We start from the raw sequence: 23,581 nt of genomic DNA on the forward strand, positions 1-23,581 counted from the left end.
TTATTAAACAAGTTCAGCGGTATTGCTTAACTTGAATTCATTATCGTCAATGGAAAATAAAATGAGCCCCATTACATGAAATGAGCCGATGTTTTAATGATTTGAGACGTTTAGATCAAGGCAGTGGAGTCAGAGTCCTTGCTCCATGACATTGAACGTTCTATTAAAACACGGCACCGGCACAGACTACTTTGTTTCTGCCGGCTTTTTTGCCTTCATAAAGCAGTTTATCGGCTGCAACAATTGCACGTTCTAATTTATTGCCTCTGGTTAATTGCGTCACCCCGATAGTAACAGTAACGTTTACTTCGCCGCTTTCAATAGGCATTGGCGTTTTCTCTATTGCCTGCCTAATTATTAATGCCTCTTTGGAAATGTCCATCATATTGTCGGCTTGTAAGACCATAATCAATTCATCCCCTCCCCATCGTCCTAAAATACTGCCGGTAGGCAAGTTTTCTCGCAAGAAAGTAGCGATATTGGTGAGGGTTTTATCACCAGCATTATGGCCATGGTTGTCGTTTACTTGCTTGAAATTATCCACGTCCAAAAGTAACACGCCATAGCAAACATTTTTGTCAAAGCTATTTTTGAACATCTTGTCAATTTCTTGATTAAACCCTCTCCTATTGAAGATAGACGTTAAAGGATCGACAGTAGATAATTGTTGTAATTTAGTATTTGCCAATTGCAACTCTTCGGTTTTTTGAACCACTTTTTTAGATAAAACCTGAGATTGCCTTTTTAGAGAATATGTACGCCAAGTAAACAAAACGTATAAGAGAACGACTATCAATATTAAAAAAATGAATTTTGCTAGCGTTGTCTGATACCAAGGTGCGGCAACATTTATTGCAAGTTCGGTGTATTCTGGGTTCCAATCGCCATATCGATTAGTTGATTGAATTTGCAGCGTGTAAGAACCTGGATCTAAATTACTGAATGTAGCTTTTCGAACGCCATTTTCTGACTTCTGCCATCTATTCTGAAAGCCGACTAGGCGATACTGATATTGAATACTTTCTGGATTTCCAAATTCAATAGCGGCAAACGATACTGTGAACATTAAATCATTTGGCGTAAGCTCCAATGGCTTTGTATTGTCAGCAGAAATGGCACTACCGATTGCGTAGGATGACGTAAGGTCGTTGATGTTTTTTTGAACAACCTTCAGGTCAGTAAATTGAAGTTTGGGCATTTCTGTAGAGGTCTCAAATACGGCGGGGTCAATAATAGATATTCCTTCTGGACCCGAGAAATAAATTATCCCATTGTTGTCTTTAGCATATCCACCTATAAAGTAACCCGACGCATTTGCACCGTCTCTACTATCAAAAAATTGTATGTTAGTGAAATTCGGCGAAATACGGGCAATGTTTTTAGTTGTCGTTAACCAGTAATATCCAGCCTCATCTTCAACCACCGCACCAATTGATAAGCTACCTAAAATGGTATCGGTAAATAGGGGGGTAAATTTCGCTTTGTTTTCTGTTGGCTCAAATTGTAAAAGAGAAAGGCCCTTACTTTGCGTGCCAACTAAATAATTACCTTTTGAATCCTTAGAAACAGAGGTAATGTCGTTGCTATGTATAGATGTAAGTTTGTTTGCGTCATGCATAAAAATAGTTTGTTCGTCAGTTTCGGGGTCAACTAGAAACAAACCATTAAACGTAGATATCCAGAGTTTATTTTTTGATTCAAAAAATAGGTTAGAAACGCTATCTATATCGTAATGTTTCAATACTTGCTTCGACATTGGGTCGTAATGATATACGCCATTGTTTCTTGTCCCTATCCACAACTTGCCGTCATCAGCATTTTTTACAGGAAAGGTTCTAATACCGTCAAAGTCTACATGAACAAGGAGCTGCTTTTCTTTGTCAAACTTAGCCAGCCCGGTTCCTGTGCCAACCCAAATTGTGTCATTTGCTGCATCGTATTCAGTAACGAGGATATTATTCTGGGTGTGATATGGCGCATTATGTTCATACCCAAAAGGTCCGCTGGTATTTCGGTCAGTATCAAATTTCCATAAACCTCGATCAGAAGTGGCCCAATATTCATTTGACCTACCGGTTTCTATCATGAATGTACGGGCTACCGAAGGGATCTTATATTGCTCAATTAGATTGGCTCGCTGGTCAAATATCCCAAATCCACTTGCAAACGTCCCATAAAAAATAAGGCCTTTGTTGGTTTTATAAAGGGTAGTTATTGAATGGGACACATCGGAGTCATTAAAGGGTAAAGCACGGTTACTGATCTCCCCTGTTTTTTTGTTGATGATGGATATGCCACCACTAGTACCGATCCAAAGCTCATCGTTTGACATGGGTGTTAAGTCGGTAACAATATCGTTTATTAGCCCTTGCGCGAGCGTTAAACTCGATTTGATATAAGGTGAAGATGACAGTGTATCTATAATAAGAATACCGTCACCATTTGTGCCTAACCAAGCCTCATTTTCGTTTATAAATTCGATGGCATTAATACTGTATTGGTCTAAGCCTGCAAATCGCCAGTCTTTTGATTTCACATTGTATGTATAAAGTCCATTGGTTGTCGCAAACCACAAGATTCCGTTTTGTAAGACGATATCTTTTACGTAAAAATTAGTATCAGCTTGCGAGATCAGTTTATATGCTTGTTGAATATCTTCACGTAAAAAGATGCCTTTGTTGGTCGCCAAAATATGATGTTTATCTTGGTCAATGTGATAATAATTTAGATTAAGTTGGGTATCGACTAGAGGCAAATCAATCGCTTCTATTTTAGCGGTGGATTGATTATATTTTTGCAATAAAGAACGACTAACCATGTATATGTCACCGGTGCTTGGGTCTTCTTCAAGATCCAATACAAATTGCCGTCCGGTACCATTGGAATTAAATTTTTCACTATTAACAAAACTGTATCCATCAAAGCGGTCAACCCCAGCTTGTGTTGCAATCCATACAAAGCCTTGTTTGTCTTGGATAATGTCGGACACTGAAGTTTGTGATAAACCATCTTGCGCACTATAAGTTTTAATTGGCGATAAATTGCTCGCAAAAGCCTGCACGACTATAACGTTTGCATAGAAAAAAATTAGCAATGTTCGGCAGAATTTAAGAAGCATCTTAGCCCTTTAAGCCTAGAGTGAATAATGTACAAATAATGATCTTGTTACTGCTTGCGAATAGCATCCATTGGTTCCGTTTTTTGATGATTCTTTGGCATTTACCTGACAACTAATAGCTCAAATGTTGCGTTTTGTTTTGTATCGGACACAAACTGGTTAAGTTTAGTTAAATACTCAGGTTCTTCAGTTACTTAAAAAATGATTGGTAGTCTCGTCTACTTTATATTGTTGTTATGAGTTTCACTTAATAGTAAGGACGCTAAATGAGAATATTCAATGCAAATATAAGTAGCAAACCTATTATGGGTTTAATCATCTATTCGCAAAATACCACTGACTGATCGCTTGGCTAATCGTCCTGTCTGCAGACACATTGCTACACATCACGATGCTCGAAAATTGATGCTCAGGGTAGCGTTCATACATAATACTTGCGCCTAACCATCCACCAGAATGTGATATTTTTTGTCCGTATTCACCAGTCTCTATAAATTGGCCGTTAGCATATAATATTTTGTTGTCATCACTGTCATTTGTAGGTAATTCAGAGTTTGCACGCATAAATGATTTCATAAATGCTTGTGGGTGTTTACCCAACTTGGGCATATAGAAATGTTTATCCCATTTATGCATGTCGGCTATTGTGGTGTGCAATCCGCCATCGCCTACCCAGAATAAGTTGGTCATGTTGTTTTCGTATATACCATCTTTGTTTTTTGCGTAGCCATATGCACGATTTTTGATAAGCTCAGTAGGGTTATCAGCAAAAAAGGTATCGTGCATACCCAGTGGAGAAAAAATCTCTTCTTGACTGTATTCTCGTAGAGTTTTACCGCTAACTTCCTCGACCAATATAGCTAATAAAACATAAGCCATATTGCTGTATTGCCACTTAGTTCGAGGTGTTGAGATTAAGGGCAAACGTTTCACTACATCATGAAACTCAGCAACAGTTAAGTAGTCTTCGTTACCGATCCTAAAAGGGCGTCCTGATGTGGCCTTTAAATTTAATGCACCCTCATGGATATCGCTTTCATCCATACCTTCGCTTGAGACAAGATCATAATCACCCATACCAGCAACATGACCAATCATCGAGTTTATGCTTACGTGATGTCCGTAATCGGGCAAGCCATTGATATAGTTGCTAATATCTTTGGATAAGTCTATTTTACCTTCATCAGCTAACAAATGAACCGCCATCGCAACAAATTGTTTAGACACCGAAGCCATTCGATGCACATTGTTGTTCGACATGGGCATATTTAATTCCGCGTTTGCTAGACCAAAACCTTGACCTAACAACACATTGCCTTTTTCAAAAACACCAATGGAGCAACCTGGTTCATCTGCAGGGAGTTTTTGGGAAAGGGAATCTATTAATTTGGAGATATCCGCTTGTTTTGCTTGGCCTATAAAGCTAAGTAGTAAAAATACACATAAAAATAATGGTTTCATATTATTCCTTGTTAAAAAACGTTTAGGTCCTTTTTAGTCTAACCACTTTCATATATTCAAAAGACATTCCGGCTACTTCTTCACTACTTGGATAATAGGTAAGATTTACTAACGCTCCTTTTAGCGACTTGTAGGGGTTCTTGCGCTTGTATTTAAAGGCAACTTCGTAGCCCTCTAGCATTAATGTGTGCAAGTACCAGTCATCTTGCTGCCGTTGTACATGAGAAACTACTTTCATGCTTTCACTGTGTATCAAGTTTTGGTGTTTTGTTAAGAGCTTATCGACGGGTGATTTAGGCATTAACGGCTTTCTCTTGGTGTTTATATTGGCTTGGCGTAAGTCCAGATTGGTCTTTAAATACACGATTAAACGTCGCTTTTGAATTAAAACCGCTATCTAAGGCAATGCTTAGTAGGGGTAAATTAGTATTCCTAATAAGGTTTTGAGCAAACTCCACACGCTTCTGATTGATGTAATCATTAAAGCTAAGGTTCATTCCTTTATTAATTGCTTTTGACGTATAAACTTCGTTCGTCCCCATTTTGCTGGCTAATTCTCGTAACGAAAAGCGCGGTTCCAGAAACCATTTATGAGTGAGCACTTCTGCGTTTATTTTTTTAGCTAAAGCTTGCCAATTTGCGTCTTCTAGCTCTTCGTTATTGCGCTCTTGCTTAGGGTTATTTTCTTCATCTATTGATATTGGTAGTTTTGGATAAGGTTGATTAATCCGTCCAACAGCCTCTATGCTCAGCCAAGCAATACCAAGCATGATCAATACTTGCACAGGAAAAGCGGCAAAGTAGGTTAAACCAACAAAAAGCTCAATAATCTCGATACTTGCAAACAATACACCGGTAACGAGTAAAATAAAGATTATGCGTTTAAGCCAAATTGGCTCAAATTCTATTGCAATCGATTCTGTTGCATAAATGTAGTCTTTATATTCGTGGTATATGCGCCAAATTTTGAATAAAGCTAAGCCTAAAAATAAAATGGCCAGCAAGCTTTCGACAGGTACAATATACGGGCTATGAAAATCACTTGAATACGCCCATTTACTTTTGTAATCGCCCAGGCTTAAAAACGCCCACGTGTAATAAGCGGTCTGAAGAATACCCGGTAAAATTAATAGTTTTCGCCACCCTAGCGGCTCTTGACGCAATAATAGATGGGCATGCAAATACACCAAGGGGCCTAACCATAAATCATTATATAAAGGGAAAAAAGTTAAGCCAGGGTACACATCATAAAAGCCAGCAAAACCAATAATTTGTGGGGTAATAGCAACAACGGCGGTAAATAATGTTGCGGCTAAGGCAAAAGACGCCTTGCGTTCAACCTTTTTAAGGCATAGTAAAGCAATACATATAATAATAGGCAAGCAAACCATTGCCATCATTACACTGCGCCAAGCTACTACAAGGTTTGAGGTGTCACCCATTCAATATCCAATTTCTCATTTACCAATCTTATTTATCGCAACAATCATAGAACAAGTAGGCTGATTAAACAAAACACATTTGGTAAAGTCTTTTTGCTAGTCAAGCGCTATATTTGGCGTAATATTAAGCAGATATTGTAATTAAAAGGCAGGCCTATGCTGAGCATAAAAAATCTTTATTATACTTACCAACAGTCGTCTAATGCTAAGGTCAGTTCAGAATATGCATCACGCCAGATTTTTACTGATTACAGTGTCGAATTTACAAATAGTCGAAGTTGTCTGATTGGGCCCAATGGTACCGGTAAGTCTACCTTGTTGTGTATTATTGCTGGCTTAATTGCACCACAAGCAGGTGAGCTTGTTTGGCAAAACGAGCGAGTTAGTAATACTAAACAACAGGTAGCTATTGCTACAGATTCTATTGTGTATCCAAACTTTTTAAGCCCGCAAAAGCTGATAGATTTGCAGCAAGAAATTTATGCTGTAAACCCACCATACAATCTCATAGATGCCTTTTCGTTTGAGCCGCACCTAAATAAATCAATTGACGCGTTGTCGGCGGGAAATTTAAAAAAGACTCAGTTGATATGCGCACTTATGCGACAAACACCAGTGTTATTGTTGGACGAGCCGAATATTGCCCTAGATCCCAAAAGCGCTGCAGCATTGTGGCAAATACTCGAGGATTTTGAAGGTAGTTTGATAGTTGCGAGTAACGAGCCAAGCTTATACCAAGAAAAGGGGTTTGACACTGTTCACTTATTTTAGGTTGCGCTTACAGATCTTCGCTTTTGAAGTTAAGCATTGGTCAAAACAACTAGAGCAAGCTCTTTTAATGGTTTCGCTTTTTATGGGCGTTGCTATACCTGTTCTTTTCTATTTGTTGTTGTTAGCTTTTGGTGCATTTTTGAGTGAAGGTACGTCAAACGCCCAATCGTCCCTCATCGCCTATTCGATTCTTTTGAGTCAAAGCATTTTCTTGCAAATTTTCAGAGTAGGTATTCTAGGAAGTCGCTATACACTTTTTCTGCGCAGTGTTGCATCTTCCCGAGGCCTGACAAGAATCACTGACATTTTCTTAAGCATTATAGCTAATCCGCTTATTTTGATATTGGCTGTTGTTTTAATATTTATTGATTTGGGAGATTGGCATCGCGTCCCTCAAGGTTTCTTATTACTATCTTTACAGGCCTTAAGTACCTTTCTGATTTTATCTAAACCGCAACGTTTTAATTATTTTATGGCTGCTACCATACCTGTATTGCTTGCCTTAGTTATATTTAGCTCAAATGTTCCAAATTGGGCTATTTTAATTGTTATGCATGTTGCCGCCATAGCAGTATATAATGCACCCAGCATGAGACTTAGGTCCTTTTTTAAATTGCCAAATTCATATGCGCTTTGGTTTGGAATATTTATCAACAAATCGGCTTCGGGCGAGAGTAATGTGCCCTTTATTCTGTTGAGTGCTTGCGTTTTAATACTGATGATGAGTGTTTATTCAGTAGAGCACTTGTCCCAATATGCCAGTGCTATCGCGTTTATTGTTATTCAAGTCTTAGTCTTATTTTGCACAGCGCTTCAGCTATCAATTAACCGTTTGATTTCAGACCACAATTTGTTTTTTTCACAATACTTACAACACGGTTTGGGTCAAACTTTTGTCAATAAACAGTACTTGCCTTGTATTACCGCATTGGCAATTGTTTTTAGCGTTCATTTTTTGATTTTTACTGATCTACTTACGCTTCTAGTTCAACTTCCTTTTGCATTAGTTTGTTTGGCTGTTGCCAAAAGGTATTCGTCTAGCCTTATTATCGCCTGGGTATGTTGTATAGCGGGTGCTGGATTTATTAGATTTTCTTTTTAAAAATATTGGATTTTCAACAAACTAGCGCAGATTACTGTGTGTGCTTGAACTATTTCTGTGCATAAGTGTCGAAATTTTCCACTTATCCACAAGATAATTATCTACAAGAACCTTATCCATAAGAACACGAAGCATGGAGGAAATATGATTAATGCGCGTAAAAAGGCGAGTTTCAGGAAAGAAGTCGCTTATTTCTTTTTCTTTCTTTTAGTGATTAATATTGCCTTAAAATTGCTAGGTATTTCATCACTTGAAATTAGTGACGGTACATTAGCGGCTCAAGAGCTAGCAATAAAAGCTAAGTACTTCGCTCTGCCACTTGTTTTTTTGTTTTGTGGCATGTTGTTTCAATACTTGAGTCACGCAAAGTCAAAAGAAGCTGAATCTTATGAGCTAGGTGGTACAAATTGGTAAGCTAGCAAAATGAAGCTCTCGCTCAAACTACTCACTATTTGTTTTTGCATAGGAATCATTTTATTTTCGATTGAGCGATTTTTTCTTCCCTTTGAGCGCATGCAATTATATGGGGTATGGTTAACCACTTCGGCTGAGTTAGAGAGCAAACGTGATAGTCCCTTCAACAATCCACAGTTAGAGGAGTTAGCAACGATGCTAAAAACGTCTGAGACCAACTCTTTTGCACAGTCGGTTGCACTCGATTTAAGTAAATTAGTATCGCAAAGTCCGCTGATTAAAGAACAACTCTTAGTTTTATCTGAAAACCACCCTGACAAATTTGTTCGTTGCCAAATCAAAAATCAATTAGCTAGCGGCATGAGCATAACCTTAATAACAGGTGAAGGTGAAAACCGAGTGTCTTCAACTTTTGTCGATCTTCCTAATCAAGAGTGTTTCCCAAACCCCTGATTATACAAGTTCAATCGCATTGATGTACAAAGTGTTCCGGTTTACTCTTCAAAGTATAACAGTATTGAGCATTATTTAGTGTTTCTGAGTTTATAAGTTATACTTTGCATTCAATAAGCTTATACATTAATGATTATGTGCCGATATTACTCATTAAGTATTTGTGAAAAGGGGTGAATTTGCCACAAACATTGTTTTTTATTTTAGTGGTTTTTACTGTATCTAGCTATGCAGAAACACTCATATTCGATAAACCTTCTTCTCATCCTTATCATCAATCAATTCAGCGTAAAATGGAAAACGCATATTCGCAGCTAGGCCACAAAATAGAATATAGAAATATCCCCTTGAAACGCAGCTACGCTGAGGCAGAGGCCGAAAAAGTAGATGGCTTAATGGCAAGGGTAAAACCCAAAAAGGGTAGCTTGCAAAATTTAATTATGTTGCCGGTGCCCATCAGAAAGTTTGAAGTGGTGTTGCTGATTAATACGGATACATGCCCTACATGCAATGCAGATAACATCGAGTATGTTGCATCTGTTTCTGGTTTTGCCGCTTTAGAAAAAATTATTGATAACAACAGTTTATCATTCGATGTTATTTTTGTTCCTGAGCGTGATATTTTATTTCGAATGATTGCCAATAATCGAGTTCAAGGGATCATTGTAAGTGATGTATTGATTGATGCTGAATTAAGAGCTAAGCACCCAAATTGGAAAACCGTTGTTTTGGGCCACGAAAATTTGTACCACTTTCTTAATAAAAAGCATAGCCCAATTGCCGATGCGCTAACGCCAATTTTGCAGCAAATGCTTGTAGATGAATAACAGTAATATTTTAAATTATGTCGAATTAATACAAATATACCAGCTTAAGGCAAAATCATTAGGCAATACTGAAGCTGAAGATGACCTTTTGGAGTTAGTTGAGTATGGCAGTATTTATCGTTGCCCAAGCAAAAAGCTTAGGCCATCGTTTATCCAAATTTGCCTTAATAAACTATAGTAAATTTTTATTGATGTCGGCACTCAAAGCATCAAGAAGTGCTAGTATTTGAGTGAGCGTTAAGCCCTCTTTTTGGTTTGTGCCTTTAGACCTTTAAGATTATATAGATGTTTAATCAAGTATCGGCATATTCGCTTGGCGTTTTACCAGTATGTTGTTTGAAGCTGCGTGAAAAATAACTGAGACTTTCAAAACCTAAGCCATATGCTACCTCCGAAATATTTTTATTTTCACCATTCAAAAGTATACAAGCTCGCTCTATTCTGACATTTTTTATCAGTTCTATCGGTGACATACCCATCTCTTTTTTACATTTTCGTATTAAGGTATAACGGCTCATAAACATCAAAGTTGCAAGCTTCTCTACATTGAAATCTGGTGAACTTAGTTGCATGTTGATATGGTGGGTTACTGAGTCTTCAAAACTGTCAGACTTTGAATGGATACCCTTTTTCTCTTGTTGGTCTAGGTAAAATTTGTGTCGGATTACTTTGCGCGACCTGATTAAAGCGTCTACTCGCATTACTAATTCAGATGTATCAAATGGTTTAACCAAATAATCATCTGCACCTGTCATGAACCCTTCCACTGTTTCTCGTTTTGTTGCTTTTGCTGTTAATAAAATGATGGGGATACCCGATGTCGCAGAGTTTTGTTTTAACTTTTCAGTCATTTCCAATCCGTCCAAAACTGGCATCATGACATCACTTATAATTAAGTCGGGTAATTCTTTGCTAGCAACTAATGCTCCTTCCTCTCCGTTTTTTGCCTGTAAAATGCGATAATTCGAAGCAAGGCGAAGACTAATAAAATGCCTTAACTCAGCGTTATCATCTACCACTAATAGTGTAGTTTTATCTTGCCCTTGTTCTTCTGCTAACGATGCTTCTTCTTTGTTCAATAGAGCTGGTAGTACTTCGGGTTCTTTTGCTTGTGTGCCTTTTAAATCAAATTGTTCAACTATGTCCGCAGGCTTAAACAGCACATTTTCTTTTTGAAGCCACAGTGTAAAATTGCAGTACTTACCCAATTCGATTTCTAAATCTATTGAACCGTGATGCAAGTGAACGAGTTCTTTTACTAAGGCTAAACCTATGCCAGTACCTGGTTGAGTGATTTTTTCGGATGCTTTATCTTGATAATACCGATCAAATACTTTCGACTTTGCTTGTTGACTTAAACCCAAGCCATTGTCGCTGACTTTCAAGCCTAGTAAATCTTGTTTATGCAGGATACTGAGGTGGATGTGGCTATTTGGCCCACTATATTTGACAGCATTTGACACTAAGTTGGACACACACTTATCAATTTGGTCTTGATCAAACCAAGCCAAGGCAATTTCCTCACAGTCAAGGCATTCAATTGTCTGATTATTTTGTTGAGCCCAACTAGCAAAACGCTCAGAAACTCTGCGCATCAAATCAGCAGCATCGTATTGGCTCACTCTAATAGGAAATTTACCGGCTTCTAAACGATTGATATCAAGAAACTGACCCACCAGAGCAAGCATTTTATTTGCATTATTTAGTGCGCTTTCAGCAAATTGCTTTACGTCTGTTGAGAGCTTATTTTGATTCTCTTGTAATAAGGCTTGCAGTGGACCAATAGTTAAGGTCAAGGGCGTTCTAAATTCATGTGATACATTAGCAAAAAATCGGTCTTTAAGGATTTGCAATTCACGCAACTCTTCTACTTTGGCGCTAACCTCTTCGGTTCGTATCTTAACCGTTTCTTCTAAATACTTATTTTGAGCTTCAAGTTGTCTATTTTTTATTTTCCTACCCATTTGAGCACTCAGGTATAGCGCTAATAGGAAAAATAAAAAATAGGTGAAGTAGGCCCAATAGCTCAAGTACCAGGGGGGAATAACTACAAAGGGCATGCTAAGTGAAACCTGTTGTCCCCAAATATCTTTCGCTTGAATTTCTAAAGTATAATCGCTCCCTGATAGCTGCGAGAAAACAACTTCTGTATCGCGTGACCAAACTCCCCAGCTATCATCGCCACTGCCTATTAATCGTGTTCTATATTCGGTATCAAACCACGAAGCATTGTCAGCCAATGCGAAAGTGAATCTGAGTGAATTATTCGATTGATCAAACGTGAGTTGCTGACCAGTAAAGCTTTCTTGTGATATATATTCAGTAGTGCGTGTATCGATTATACCGCGGATATTTAACTTTCCTGGTTTAGGAGGGCTTGAAACATAGTCAATATTTAGACGAAAAATTCTACCTGATAAAATAGAAACCCAAAGCGTGTCTTCGTCGGTGGTTTGAAAGTCCCTATAGGATTCATAAGGGTAATTTATTAGGGCGGTTGGGAAGTTTTGCCAGTCTTGACCATAGTCCTTTTTAACAAAGCCCACATCATTACCAATTTGATACCATATACGCCGGCCATCAGTGTAATGCCAGTCTTCAATAAATCTAAAAATATCATTTTCGGGTGTGTGAAAATATTCTGGAAATTCCTCTATAAAAACCAGTGGCGGATTACTCGCTCTGTCATATCGCATCAAGCCATTAGTCGTTCCAATCACGACTTGATCTTTGGTATAAAACGGCAGAACGTTAACCCGCCCTAAGCCACTATCTGCAGTAAATTTTTGTATATTGATTTGCTTACTTTCATGCTGTGCGTTTTCAATACGGTACAATTCTTGAGTTCGGCTACCCATCCAAACTACGCCGTTATCGTCAATTGCCATGAAATCATTCAAGTCTTGAGTACCGTCAATCCACCTTACTTGCCAATTTTCCGTTTCTTGACCTGTTTTTTTTAAGTCGACAATTCCTAGACCTTCTGCGCTGCTCAAAAAAAGAGTATTGCTCGATTTGTCGATATAGAGCGAAATAGGACGCTCAATATCCATAACTTTTTCAAATACTATAGATTCATCTAAACCTGCAGCATAAATAGAATTTGGGGCGGTTAACAAGTAGTGTCCTTTATAAATTATAGCGCTATAAATGAACTTGTTATCGCTTAGTAAATTCGTAAAACTCGCTTGACCAGATGCTTTATTAGACGCTTGCAAACGAAAAAAACCATTTCCTGTGACGTAAAGGCCCCCATCTAAAACCTCGATCGCTTCGGTTACATCTGATTGGCCACCTAGTTTAAATACGCTTGCTAAATGGGGCGCTTGCATTGTAACAATATTGGGTGAACCTCCTAACCATATAATGTCTTGGTAGTCTTGAAACAGCGTATAAACTGCATTCATTCCAATATTATCGTTTTCTTGATAATGTCTTGCTGCTTGGTAACTTTGATCATAAATAAATAGTCCATCGCTGTTGGTACCAAGATATAAGTTGCCTTGCCTGTCCAATAGTGCACTGCTAATGGTAGCGTTGCTTTGAAGTGGAACAATAACTTGCGAAGTCTCGGACGATTGAGTATTTGTTTCGTAAACGCCATGACGCGCTGTGACAATGGTCTGGGTAAATTTGTTTTTTTCGATAACGTCGACTAAACGAGCGTTTTCGGGTAAACCTTTAATTACCGGTTCGAGGAGAGTGGTTTCAGTAGTCAACTCAATTTTAGAAATATGTGTATCTTGTTTAAATTTTGCCCAGATTTGATCTTTCACCATGAAAATCTTATCAATGGACTTATTTGCAATGTCAATTAAGGATAGGTTTGTTCCGTCGTAAAAATACAAGCCAGAAGCACTTGCGAACAATACGTCATCTTTATAACAAATGGTGGTTTGTACTTCTCCTATTTGCCTTGACTCAAAGTCCCACTCCTCAAGCAGAGAGATAAACGATATGGCTCCTGAGGCATCGCTCTCAAAAAAACCTAATTCATTAGTTCCGCCCAAGTAAATTCTGTTTTTTTGACAAGCTGCAAGAGACTGCACGACGCCTCTAGTTGGTGTATCGTATCGGCTCCATTGTTCGCCATCCCAAATGACTAGTCCCGAGTTTGTTGCGCCATAAATCCAGCCTTTGTCATCTTGTATAATATCCCAAATTTGATGATCACCACCGTGTTCAGTCATACTATAAATTTGAGTAACAGGTTTTCCAACCTCAGAAAAATCAGTCTTCGCGTGACTTAAAGTGCATATAGTGTAGACAACAATAGTGAAACACCACCTTATGAGCGTGATGCTATTTTCTAAAGATGGTATGCACTTAGAATTCATTTCTAATTGATTTTTACAACATATATTTGGTGTAATTCAAATATATACTGAGTGCAAATTATATCAACCATAAACCATTGATAATCACAAAAATCAAAATTTACAGAGACACTCTTACCTACAAAGCATCTATCCGAATAATTAGTCAGCTTCAAAAGCACCTTTTCCTAGGGCTCTAAATAATTGAATTTATTGAATTATATTTAATTGCAACAATTGTGCTATACATTGCAACATTTTTACAAACACCTATCCCTTCTTTTCAATACCCTCAGTAATGATGCTAAATACCAATAAGTAAAAAAGGTTAAGGACATGTTGAAACCAAATAGTAAAATCAAAAGTAAGCTCAAAAAGGCACTACTGGCAGTCTCTATTGCATGCGGTTCGGCAACCATTTTTGCTGAACCTATCAACGACCAAAATGATACGATCCAAGACGTAGAGCAAAAGTTCGCAGCGATATCTACTTACGGGGAATGGATGGGTTATTGGCCAGGCGTTGATTCAGTTATTACAGCTGAACCAATCATTCCTAAACCTGTACCAGGCTATACTTCAGATCAACACGTGCAAGGTATTGCAAGAAGCAACGGACCAGGTACACCATTTATATACGTCGCGCGTTCTGGCGCCAGCGATTTCGCTGCAGATAATTTAGGTACAGTTGACGTGATTGAATTGCGGTCTCGTAATGGTTCTGGCGAACGTATGCGGTCAAATAGGCTTGCCCGTGACAAAGAAACCAAAAATACAACGCCTCCTAATTCAGATAAAGTAGTCAAAACAATTGCCTTTCCAGATTATTGGCATCCAGGTGGAATGACCGTTATTGGCGATGTACTTGCGGTTGCCTTAGAGGGCTCATGTCAAACCGAAAGCGAAAATTATTGTCCTGATAACATAAGCGATATACCTGATTCGGTGGTACGTTTTTATGATATTAGCGAACCGAGTAATCCTATTTTTATGTATGATTTTGTGCGCCCTATCGGCGGCACCGACCCCGGTAGTGGTGTTGAAGAAAACCCGCCCATAGTGACCGAGGATAATATCGAAGATACCGTTAATCAGAGATTTAGCCGAGTATTGGAAAACGATAAACTTGGTTTTGTTGGTGCTGTGAAATATCAAGATCGTCATTTTATTTTAGTCCCAGCGGCGTCTGATACATATTGGCAGTTTTATGCTACTGCAAGAGGGAAATCTCTGGCCGAAGCCAGTGAACCTGGTGATTGGGAGTTTTATGCTGAACTGAACGCTAAAGAAGCAGGGTTTCCACAACCAAGCAACGCTTTTCAAAACATACACTTTTTACATCAAGAGGCTAGCGCTAGTTCACCTGAAAAAATGTTTCTAATAGCGTCGCAAAATACAGGTTTTGGGCCACCGTTTATTAACGGAAGTGATAGATTGCATTTACTCGAAATGAATCTACCCGATTTTAACAACGGCGTTATTAACGTTTCTACCGTGCGTATTGATAATAAAAAACTATCTAGCGCTGGCAATTTCGTTGCTTTTTTACCCGATGGCATAAATGTGGCAGATGGAGCAGCAGGCGGCGCATCAGGTTTTGCTGCGGGCGCCGCTATAGGCTCAGCTGTACCGATTCTTGGCACAGGTATTGGTGCTATTATCGGCGGAATTTGGGGTGGAAGTGCAGGTTCTGGTATTGCGGGTTTTTTACCTGGTGAGCCTGATAATTTTGCCAAACAAGAAGCAAATTTCAACGCATCCGGTGCGCCTCATATTACTCCGTCTGGTGAATTGTTGTATTACTCGGCGGCATTTTATAATCGTGGTCCAAGTGGCACTGCAAGATTTGCGGAGCTTGCTCACAACCGCATTAACAACGAAGGCCGTTGTATAGCAAGAGATGGCGACCTGAGAGTAGAAATTAGCGATTTTGTCTTAAATGAAGGGCAAGGTTTACTTGGCCGCGCAAGCAGTCAACAAGGCCATCCTTGGGTCGAGCTATACCAGGACCGTAATTTTGAGGGCCGCAAGGTTACCTATGATTGGCTAGACAGAAACTTTGAAAATTGGGACGACTTCAAGCGCCTGAACGGTAATCAAGCAGGCGATCCGGGTTTCAGTGATAAAGCGTCTAGTATTCGTTATTGTTTGCCATCAGACAATTGGAATTTAACCTTGTTCGATGATGACTCATATAATGATCCCAAGTATAACAACGACCGACTTTCGGCCAATGGATTTGTAACTTCACAACAGGTATTGCCTGATGGTACAGAAGATAAAGTCACGTCAATGCTAGTGAGTTGTAACGCTGGTAATCCAGAAGGCAGATATACTTGGGAAGTATTAAACCCTTCAAGCAGTATAGATTTAGACGTAACCGAAATTGGCACCGGCGAAGTAGCGGCCGTTGAAGTATTAAATGGAGATATAAGTGAACAGTCTATCCAAGTAAGAGTGTCTTATGCTCCACCATGCGGAGGTGACACGATAAGCGAGATATATCCAGTAAGAATAATCAACGAACCACCTACAATTCAGCGGCCTCGCGTCTTTGACATCAATAGCCGAGAATTAGGCAAGGATGTTAATGGCGTTGCACCCGGGTTAGTTTCGGTGCAATCAATTTTTGACGATCCAGCTGGCATGCTAGATGGTCCATATACGCTACTGATTAATTGGGGCGATGGGAGTAAGCAAGAAATCGAATTAGATCCCTCTGATTACCCAGCGAGCACTGGTATTTTCAGTCACAGTTACGAAGCAAGTGACGAAAATTATGAACTCGTTATGACGATCACTGGCAGTGATAATGTGAGCACAAGTAGTGCAATTAATATCAATGTTGATGAGAGCTATGCTTTCTTGCAAAACGATTTTGATAGTTATTCATTTGATCAATTTAATACCGCTACCTCTAATATTAATTATTACTTCTTATTCAATATTAGTAATAACGGACAAACGTCAATCGGTAATAGCGGGCAATACGAAATTTCTGCTGGTGCATTGCAGTACGCCAATAACGACCCCTCAAGAGCAAATGCAGCCATCAATCCGGCAGCAACCCTAAGAATTGGACAAACGTTTTCTGTTCAAGGAAATATAGGCAATGCTTCAATTGGGAATGGATGGTCGGTTTTAGCAATAGATGATCCAAATTTACGTATAGCTAATGGTTACTACTTCGAAGTGACGTCTGCTCAAATCCCGTTTCGTAACCTGTTTTCACATCAGTTGAATGTATTTGAAGTAATAAATGGCACCATAGTTGACAACTCTATAGCGGCAGATGTGAGTGCCAGCACACTGAAGACAAATCGCTTGTTTAGATTGGAGCGACTCAAGGACGACTCACTACGAGTAACAACAGGTGAACTGAATGTCATTATTGATAATGCCGATTTAATCAAAGGGAAGGCACAATTATATACCGGAGTTGCCAATAGACAGCGTGCTTCATGGGATAATTGGCAAGTTAAGAGTGATTCAGAACCGTTTGGTGCAACAGCCATAACTGCTCTTGGCGAATGGCAGCGAACAACTAAAGAATTTTGTGACTTTCCTGATCCACTCGCGGCGACACCTGCTGCTGATGGCACCATGCCTAGTGGTAATTATGTAATAAGTAGCACAAATAATTTATCTTGTTCTTTAGACAGCAATGAAAGAAACACTATATTTTTAGGAAAAGAGCTCAATATTCCTTATTTGTTTGAAGATGGTGCTGGCCCGACGATCTCTTGGTGGCAATACATTGATAAGCCTAGTACCTGGGATTTCAAACTTGAGATATCGAGAGCCGACAATCAAAATAATGGTGATTTTATAGATTATCTTGTTCCTCAAGATTATCCCAATGGTTGGCATAAAGTCACCTGGCCTTTACAGTTTGTTAATGGTGCAAGCGATGCCTCAGGTATAGGTGTTGACCTCAATTTTACTGTACTACCGCCTTTAGACCGTGGTGATTTATCACAAGAATACTTAGGTTGGTTAATTGATGATGTCAAAATCGATTATGGCGAAAATGCCAACCTCGTATGTGACAACAATGTTCTCGGAGATGCTAGTTTTGAAGCAGGCAATGCCTCGGCATTTTGGAATGCGACAATGAACGAACTCGAGTATGCACAAGGCGGGGATGCCCTGACAGGCTTTTACGGAGCTAAAATTGGTACTCAAAACAATTTGCCAGAACGCCTGCGTTTATCTCAAATTGTCACAATGCCAGATACAGAAGCGGCTCGCTTAAAGTTTTATTACAAAATCGAACGTGGATGTCTCGAAAACTGCGATAAAAGTAAAATAGAAATATTAATGAATGGGGAGACAGTTTGGGAGCTTGTTCCTCGCGAGTTAACCAACGATTTTGCTGAAGTTTTTATTGATATGTCAGCGTTTGCAGATGGCGGTATACATGAATTTGCTGTGCAAGTTGATGCATCTGAAGTGGGCAGCATTGTTTTAGAAGATTTTTGTTTAGGACAATTGGATTCTTGTGTGCTCGAGAGTGTGGAATTAAGCCCTAGCCTTGATGGGATGATTTTTGTTGATGAGACTGGTCAACGCCCCTTAACTTTAAGCAGTGTAGTTAATCTATCAGGGATGTCCTTGACTGGTGAAGCTTGCCGAATTACGCCTGTAGAAGTTTCTTATGCTTTAGACGGCATTGATATAGGTAGTTCGCGAAGTATTGGGGCCGGTTTTAGTTATGCGAGTGATTTACCACAAACACCACTAAACACCAATGGCTTTGACGAAGTCAATGCCATGCTTACAGCAACAGCAACAATGTTGGATACTGGTGAAACCGTAAGCACGAATAAACAATTAACCTTTGTGCATCCTGCAGACGTACCACAGCTCGCTTACTCGGTATCCCCAAGCAAAACTATCGATGACGCGAGACTAGGTGATAAACCAGAATTTGTGATTACAGTGGCTAATATCAATGAAGCCAACCCAGCTGAAAGTCTGCAATTGACTAAATTCCAAAGTTTAAAAGCACCTTGGGAAATTGTATCTGACAATTGTACTGGAACTCCTCTTGCGTCGATGGATATGTGTCAATTTGTGGTGGCTTTTGAAGCACAGGAAGTAGGCGAAAGCAATACGATATTAGGTTTATCCAGTACAGATATCTCCCAAGGTTTAACTGAAATAATGCTGACTGTGAATGTAAGTGAAGATGTATTAATCGGAGACTGGGATAAGGATGGCGACGTCGACTTAAACGATGTTTATGGACTATTACGAGCCTTACAGCAACGTCAAATTGTTGATATCGAATTTGATATTAACCAAGACAATGTTGTGAATATGTTTGATGTAAGGGCATTGATGCCTTTATGCACACGTGCACGATGTGCCGTTCAATAAATAATTTATATTAAGGAAATTAAAAAAATGAAAACTCTATTTAATACACTATTTTGTATTGTAAGCCTGCTATATTCAGCACATTCAATTGCGGCACTTGTCGAAATCAATGTGGATAATGACGAAGTACTAACGGGGCAAGAAATAAATGTCACGATTACAGGTTCAAACTTTGGCGCTTTCGAAAACTTCGACCTGTTTAGTTTTGATGTCATTTTAGATGCTAACATTTTTCAATTGAATGAAAGCAGTATTTCATCTGACTTTAATCTATTTGACCCTTTCTTTAGTGTCGGTCTTTCAGTGGTTCAAAATAGCAATGTAATCAACTTTACCTTTATAGACTTTTTCCCATTTGACCCATCATTTGGAGAATTTAATATTGCAAGTTTTAGTCTGACAGCGTTGATGCTAGGGGAAAGTGATAATTTTGGGTATAGCGCTACTAATATTGATCAGGGGTTCTTCCCACCATTGAGTATATTTCCAATTAACGTGACGAGTAATGCTAATACTGATCTATTGCGAGTGGTCCCGCCAAGTCAGGTTTCATCTCCAACGGTTATAATCTTACTTCTGAGTGGACTTATCGCACTATGGTTTCAACGAAGGTGCTAAATATTCACAAGTGATCAATTAGGGCTTACTCATTTTATTTGAGTAAGCCTTTTTATGTTTTTCAGTGGCCCAAATAAAAGACTTAGCCCCCCGTTTATCAACGCTTTGCCTTATTAAATCAAAGCAAATTGTTGTTGATGTCGGTACTCAAAACATCGAGGAGTTCACGCATTTTAGACACTGATTCTTCAAAGCCTCCTTCAGAGAGACTCGTTGAATAACTAAAGCTATTTATATTCTGTTTAGCGTTGGTGCCAATAATAACGTAGGTTCCGGCTAACAATACATCACCGCCTTCAGTTGGGTAATAATGGTCAATACTAATATCTACATTAATGCAGTTTCGGCATTGTTGCGTGAAATTTATGGTGTCGTTTAATTGGTTAAGTTCGTTAATAACAACCCGTTGTACACTTTGTCGTAAATCATCAGCCCAATAATGGTAGTTAGTAATCTTGATTTGGTGATCGCTAAGTTTGATCACCAAATTAGGTTGATTCATATAATCAGGCAAACTCACCGGCAATATTTTGATTTCAGTTTCGGTGTTTTTTACTGCAAAGCTTTTGGGCGTCGGGTCTAACACATAATAAAATGTATCTGGGGGTGGAGCAGAGGTTGCGCATGCCTGCAATAAAGCGAACATTAATAATATAGTCGATTGTTTGATTCGTTTATTTGTATTCACTGCGATTTCCCTTTTGGTTCGGTGTCGGCCGGTGGCGGATCGCTAAAGATGAGTGAATTAGGTTTTCTTCTTATTTCTTGCAAGAATGGTTGCATCATATTCAAGGTTCTTTCTAATTCACTTAAGTTGTCTTCTAGTTTTCTATACACAGACGAATCAGGCTGTAAGCCCCCCATCGTCTGTTTAGCTTCAAGCAAAGTGCTTTCAACTGCATCAAGCACTGATTGAGTGGCTAAAATTTTAGAGTTGGCCGATAATATTGTGGTATTTGCAGAGTCGATAGCGCGAGTGGTGCTTCTTGCTATGTCTTCTAAAGGTAGCTGTTCTAATTTAATTAATAATTGTTCAGTTTTGTTCATGATACTGGCAAAGCCACTTTGCGATGTGGGAATCACTTTATATTTGCCGAAATATTCAAGTTCGTAGTCTTGTTCTTGCACTAAATCAAGATCAATATCTAAGCTAACTTTGAGTGAGCCCGTAAGGTAATTGGCGGTTTCAAGTCTTGCGCCCATGCCCGTTTTTATCCATTCGGTCATTTGCTTGTCGAACCATTCGAGTCCATAACCCGCGTTTTGCGTAAGTCGCTGAGGCTCAATATGCACTATTACCGCAATACGCGTTTCGTCGGGGTCAATAAGATTTTTCTGATGGAAATTCAAATAAGGGCGATGCACGCGGCCCAACAAAATACCGCGATATTCCACTGGAGCGCCAATATCTAAACCCCCTACCGAATCTTCAACCAATATCGCGTATTCTAGATATTCATAGACACGGTCTTCGGTAATGCCTGTTTTAGATGAATATAACTTAAATTCTCGAGGTGCATCAACGCGCTTGCCTAACTCTAAATCTTCAGGCACATCAAACTGCACACCCCCTGATAGAATTGTTTCCATTGATGCAAAATCGACGGTTAGGCCCTGGGTATCTGCTGAAACCGAAAAACCGCCAGCATTCCAAAAATGGGTATTGGTAGTAATTAAATTATCAAAAGGAGCTCTAATAAAAACGCCATAAGTCACCTGGCGGGATGCGACATCGAAATCGACCGTTTCTACCGCACCCACTTCAAAACCACGATAAATAATGGGGTTGCCCTCTTGCAAAGATTTGCCACCTTCAGACACTAAAGTCAGTTTTAAACCTGCACTAGTGGGTGATGAAATAGGCGGTACTTCCAAGCCTATAAATCGTTCCGAGTAATAAGCAGATTTACCCGGCTCTATCGCAATATAGGCGCCAGATAAAAGTGTGCCAAATCCACTAATACCTGAGCTTCCTATGCGAGGCCGCACTACCCAAAATTGACTATCGCTATGCAAGAATTGTTGGGTTTTTCGGTCGATTTCGACCAAGGCTTCAATCGACGTACCATCCTCATTGAAATTGATTGTTTTTACCGTGCCAATATCAACGTTGCGATATTTAACTTTTGTTTTGTTGGCTTCAAGCCCTTGTGCATCTTCAAACACAATAGTGATTTCGATACCTTGATTTTGAATATGATGATAGACCATGCCCATGCCAATGAGCGCAGCAATGAAAGGCAATATCCATATAACTGAAAAGTTAGATTTTTGCTTTATGACCGCTTTAGTATTTTCGTCGTTATTACTCATTTTTTTGTTGCCTGTCCCATATTAGTCTCACATCAAACTGATGCGCAGCAATCATCGTTAAAATCACCACAATTGCGAATGCCCTAGCGGCCATGCCAGGCTCTATTACCATAATGCCAGCAAATTGCACAAGTGCCACCAAAATTGCGACTACAAAAATATCTATCATTGACCATTTGCCAATAAATTCGGTCACGCGGTATAAAAAAGTAAGCTCATTCTTTGATAGCTTTGTTGATCTTGAAGTGTTGTAGCAAAGCCATAATATGATTATCATTTTTGCCAGAGGAATCAACACGCTCGCGCTAAAAATAACGAACGCAACAAAGTATGAACCATGCTCGATAAATAGTAAAACACCGCTGATAATGGTACTGGGTGTTGCATCGCCTAATAAGGTAGTTGTCATAATTGGATATATATTAGCCGGTATATAAAAAAGTATTGCTGTCAAAACTATCGCAAGTGTTCGTTGTACGCTATTTGGATATCGTAAATACAGGCGATCACTACAGCGTGGGCAATATTGCGAGTCTAGGTCAGTTACAAAGTGGCATGTACGACAGCTTACTTTGCCTAAACTTGCGGCGGTACCTTCAGGGTAACTAATTGAATCATTGGTAGAATCTATATTCGTGACATTTTCATTTGCCATGATTTATCCATGTCCATAGTTGGTGTTTGCTGGCAATAGCCGAAGATGCCAAAAAGCAAACCACAAAACCAATATATGCCCAAAATGCCACACCAAAAACAATGTCAGCAAGCTCAATAATTTTGATTAACGCCACCAATACTCCCACCATAAATACCTCTGTCATTACCCACGGTAGTAAATAACTCAAGGTTCTACCCAAGGTGATCGCAAAGGGTGGCTTAAGCCCAATTTTTGTGGGTATTGTAATAGCGAGTAAACAACTTAAATAAATTGCCGGAAATAGCAGCACACAAACATAAACTAAAAATGCTAATAAGTAGAAGCCTTGTATATAAAGTTCATTAGAGGCCTGGATAATCGTTATAGTGCGCGTTTGTCCTTGTGCGTCAAAAGACAAAAAGGGAAAGGCATTGGCAATCACCAACAAAATAAGTGCTGTTAAACTATAGGCAACAGTTTTATCAACAGGGTGCTTATATTGTGTCCATTGCACCTTCTTGCACCTAGGGCATAGCAAAGACTGATTATCATTGAGCTGCTCGGGTAACTCGATGAGTAAATCACAGTCATGACATGCTTGCTGTTTTGGATGAAGATGCGTAGCTTCCATATTTTATTGCCAGAAATACTGAAAGGTCATCCTAAAGACTATTAGATAGCAATGTTGACCGCAAGTTATTTACAAGAGTATTTGCAAGAGTATATG

The 23,581-nt window shown here is 39.2% G+C and carries 17 protein-coding genes; 8 read left to right on the forward strand and 9 right to left on the reverse strand.

Annotation, left to right across the window (positions count from 1 at the left end):
- Positions 1–163: 163 nt before the first annotated feature.
- The 4 genes from RM552_RS08635 to RM552_RS08650 all read right to left on the reverse strand — a co-directional run bounded on the left by RM552_RS08635 (position 164) and on the right by RM552_RS08650 (position 6,021).
- Complete coding sequence (locus RM552_RS08635) at positions 164–3,118, reverse strand: ligand-binding sensor domain-containing protein (RefSeq protein ID WP_311368423.1); 2,955 nt, start codon at positions 3,116–3,118, stop codon at positions 164–166.
- A gap of 315 nt (positions 3,119–3,433) precedes the next feature.
- A complete protein-coding gene (locus tag RM552_RS08640) occupies positions 3,434–4,579 on the reverse strand; it encodes a serine hydrolase domain-containing protein (protein WP_311368424.1) in 1,146 nt (381 codons plus the stop codon).
- Positions 4,580–4,601: 22 nt separating this feature from the next.
- Positions 4,602–4,880: a hypothetical protein gene (locus RM552_RS08645; RefSeq protein ID WP_311368425.1), complete on the reverse strand. Its 279-nt coding sequence runs from the start codon at positions 4,878–4,880 to the stop codon at positions 4,602–4,604.
- The gene (locus tag RM552_RS08650) at positions 4,873–6,021 is read right to left on the reverse strand and encodes a helix-turn-helix domain-containing protein (RefSeq protein ID WP_311368426.1); all 1,149 of its coding nucleotides are present in this window, start codon (positions 6,019–6,021) and stop codon (positions 4,873–4,875) included. The genes RM552_RS08645 and RM552_RS08650 overlap by 8 nt, the downstream gene beginning before the upstream one ends.
- Before the next feature lie 156 nt (positions 6,022–6,177).
- On the opposite strand from RM552_RS08650, the gene RM552_RS08655 reads away from it, so the two are divergent.
- The 6 genes from RM552_RS08655 to RM552_RS08680 all read left to right on the forward strand — a co-directional run bounded on the left by RM552_RS08655 (position 6,178) and on the right by RM552_RS08680 (position 9,818).
- Positions 6,178–6,792: an ABC transporter ATP-binding protein gene (locus RM552_RS08655; RefSeq protein ID WP_311368427.1), complete on the forward strand. Its 615-nt coding sequence runs from the start codon at positions 6,178–6,180 to the stop codon at positions 6,790–6,792.
- Positions 6,770–7,894 carry a DUF6136 family protein gene (locus RM552_RS08660; RefSeq protein ID WP_311368428.1) on the forward strand — a complete coding sequence of 375 codons (1,125 nt, stop codon included), beginning with the start codon at positions 6,770–6,772 and terminating at the stop codon, positions 7,892–7,894. Before RM552_RS08655 ends, RM552_RS08660 begins: the two co-directional genes overlap by 23 nt.
- A gap of 144 nt (positions 7,895–8,038) precedes the next feature.
- Positions 8,039–8,308: a hypothetical protein gene (locus RM552_RS08665; protein WP_311368429.1), complete on the forward strand. Its 270-nt coding sequence runs from the start codon at positions 8,039–8,041 to the stop codon at positions 8,306–8,308.
- A gap of 9 nt (positions 8,309–8,317) precedes the next feature.
- The gene (locus RM552_RS08670) at positions 8,318–8,761 is read left to right on the forward strand and encodes a hypothetical protein (RefSeq protein WP_311368430.1); all 444 of its coding nucleotides are present in this window, start codon (positions 8,318–8,320) and stop codon (positions 8,759–8,761) included.
- Positions 8,762–8,940: 179 nt separating this feature from the next.
- On the forward strand, positions 8,941–9,588 hold the full coding sequence (locus RM552_RS08675) for a hypothetical protein (RefSeq protein WP_311368431.1): 648 nt from the start codon (positions 8,941–8,943) through the stop codon (positions 9,586–9,588).
- Between the two features lie 104 nt (positions 9,589–9,692).
- The gene (locus RM552_RS08680; RefSeq protein WP_311368432.1) at positions 9,693–9,818 is read left to right on the forward strand and encodes a hypothetical protein; all 126 of its coding nucleotides are present in this window, start codon (positions 9,693–9,695) and stop codon (positions 9,816–9,818) included.
- 63 nt (positions 9,819–9,881) lie between these two features.
- On the opposite strand, the gene RM552_RS08685 is transcribed toward RM552_RS08680, so the two are convergent.
- Complete coding sequence (locus tag RM552_RS08685; RefSeq protein WP_311368433.1) at positions 9,882–13,925, reverse strand: hybrid sensor histidine kinase/response regulator transcription factor; 4,044 nt, start codon at positions 13,923–13,925, stop codon at positions 9,882–9,884.
- A gap of 315 nt (positions 13,926–14,240) precedes the next feature.
- On the opposite strand from RM552_RS08685, the gene RM552_RS08690 reads away from it, so the two are divergent.
- Positions 14,241–19,286 (forward strand): hypothetical protein, encoded by a 5,046-nt coding sequence (locus RM552_RS08690; RefSeq protein ID WP_311368434.1) that lies wholly within the window; start codon positions 14,241–14,243, stop codon positions 19,284–19,286.
- 27 nt (positions 19,287–19,313) lie between these two features.
- A complete protein-coding gene (locus RM552_RS08695) occupies positions 19,314–19,904 on the forward strand; it encodes a hypothetical protein (protein ID WP_311368435.1) in 591 nt (196 codons plus the stop codon).
- A gap of 118 nt (positions 19,905–20,022) precedes the next feature.
- On the opposite strand, the gene RM552_RS08700 is transcribed toward RM552_RS08695, so the two are convergent.
- Genes RM552_RS08700 through RM552_RS08715 form a run of 4 tightly spaced genes read right to left on the reverse strand, consistent with a single transcriptional unit; the run spans position 20,023 to position 23,485 of the window.
- Positions 20,023–20,592 (reverse strand): PqiC family protein, encoded by a 570-nt coding sequence (locus tag RM552_RS08700; RefSeq protein ID WP_311368436.1) that lies wholly within the window; start codon positions 20,590–20,592, stop codon positions 20,023–20,025.
- Positions 20,589–22,217 (reverse strand): intermembrane transport protein PqiB, encoded by a 1,629-nt coding sequence (pqiB, locus tag RM552_RS08705; RefSeq protein WP_311368437.1) that lies wholly within the window; start codon positions 22,215–22,217, stop codon positions 20,589–20,591. The genes RM552_RS08700 and pqiB overlap by 4 nt, the downstream gene beginning before the upstream one ends.
- Positions 22,210–22,872 carry a paraquat-inducible protein A gene (locus RM552_RS08710; RefSeq protein ID WP_311368438.1) on the reverse strand — a complete coding sequence of 221 codons (663 nt, stop codon included), beginning with the start codon at positions 22,870–22,872 and terminating at the stop codon, positions 22,210–22,212. The genes pqiB and RM552_RS08710 overlap by 8 nt, the downstream gene beginning before the upstream one ends.
- On the reverse strand, positions 22,862–23,485 hold the full coding sequence (locus RM552_RS08715) for a paraquat-inducible protein A (RefSeq protein WP_311368439.1): 624 nt from the start codon (positions 23,483–23,485) through the stop codon (positions 22,862–22,864). Before RM552_RS08715 ends, RM552_RS08710 begins: the two co-directional genes overlap by 11 nt.
- Positions 23,486–23,581 lie beyond the last annotated feature (96 nt).

Origin of the sequence: Glaciecola petra (assembly GCF_031846345.1) — a bacterium.
GTDB classification, from domain to species: domain Bacteria; phylum Pseudomonadota; class Gammaproteobacteria; order Enterobacterales; family Alteromonadaceae; genus Glaciecola; species Glaciecola petra.

Excerpts from the sequence above, each read along its gene's own strand:
- RM552_RS08635 (WP_311368423.1), bottom strand. The coding sequence starts at position 3,118 with ATGCTTCTTAAATTCTGCCGAACATTGCTAATTTTTTTCTATGCAAAC.
- RM552_RS08640 (WP_311368424.1), bottom strand. The coding sequence starts at position 4,579 with ATGAAACCATTATTTTTATGTGTATTTTTACTACTTAGCTTTATAGGC.
- RM552_RS08645 (WP_311368425.1), bottom strand. The coding sequence starts at position 4,880 with ATGCCTAAATCACCCGTCGATAAGCTCTTAACAAAACACCAAAACTTG.
- RM552_RS08650 (WP_311368426.1), bottom strand. The coding sequence starts at position 6,021 with ATGGGTGACACCTCAAACCTTGTAGTAGCTTGGCGCAGTGTAATGATG.
- RM552_RS08655 (WP_311368427.1), top strand. The coding sequence starts at position 6,178 with ATGCTGAGCATAAAAAATCTTTATTATACTTACCAACAGTCGTCTAAT.
- RM552_RS08665 (WP_311368429.1), top strand. The coding sequence starts at position 8,039 with ATGATTAATGCGCGTAAAAAGGCGAGTTTCAGGAAAGAAGTCGCTTAT.
- RM552_RS08670 (WP_311368430.1), top strand. The coding sequence starts at position 8,318 with ATGAAGCTCTCGCTCAAACTACTCACTATTTGTTTTTGCATAGGAATC.
- RM552_RS08680 (WP_311368432.1), top strand. The coding sequence starts at position 9,693 with ATGGCAGTATTTATCGTTGCCCAAGCAAAAAGCTTAGGCCATCGTTTA.
- RM552_RS08685 (WP_311368433.1), bottom strand. The coding sequence starts at position 13,925 with ATGAATTCTAAGTGCATACCATCTTTAGAAAATAGCATCACGCTCATA.
- RM552_RS08690 (WP_311368434.1), top strand. The coding sequence starts at position 14,241 with ATGTTGAAACCAAATAGTAAAATCAAAAGTAAGCTCAAAAAGGCACTA.
- RM552_RS08695 (WP_311368435.1), top strand. The coding sequence starts at position 19,314 with ATGAAAACTCTATTTAATACACTATTTTGTATTGTAAGCCTGCTATAT.
- pqiB (WP_311368437.1), bottom strand. The coding sequence starts at position 22,217 with ATGAGTAATAACGACGAAAATACTAAAGCGGTCATAAAGCAAAAATCT.
- RM552_RS08710 (WP_311368438.1), bottom strand. The coding sequence starts at position 22,872 with ATGGCAAATGAAAATGTCACGAATATAGATTCTACCAATGATTCAATT.
- RM552_RS08715 (WP_311368439.1), bottom strand. The coding sequence starts at position 23,485 with ATGGAAGCTACGCATCTTCATCCAAAACAGCAAGCATGTCATGACTGT.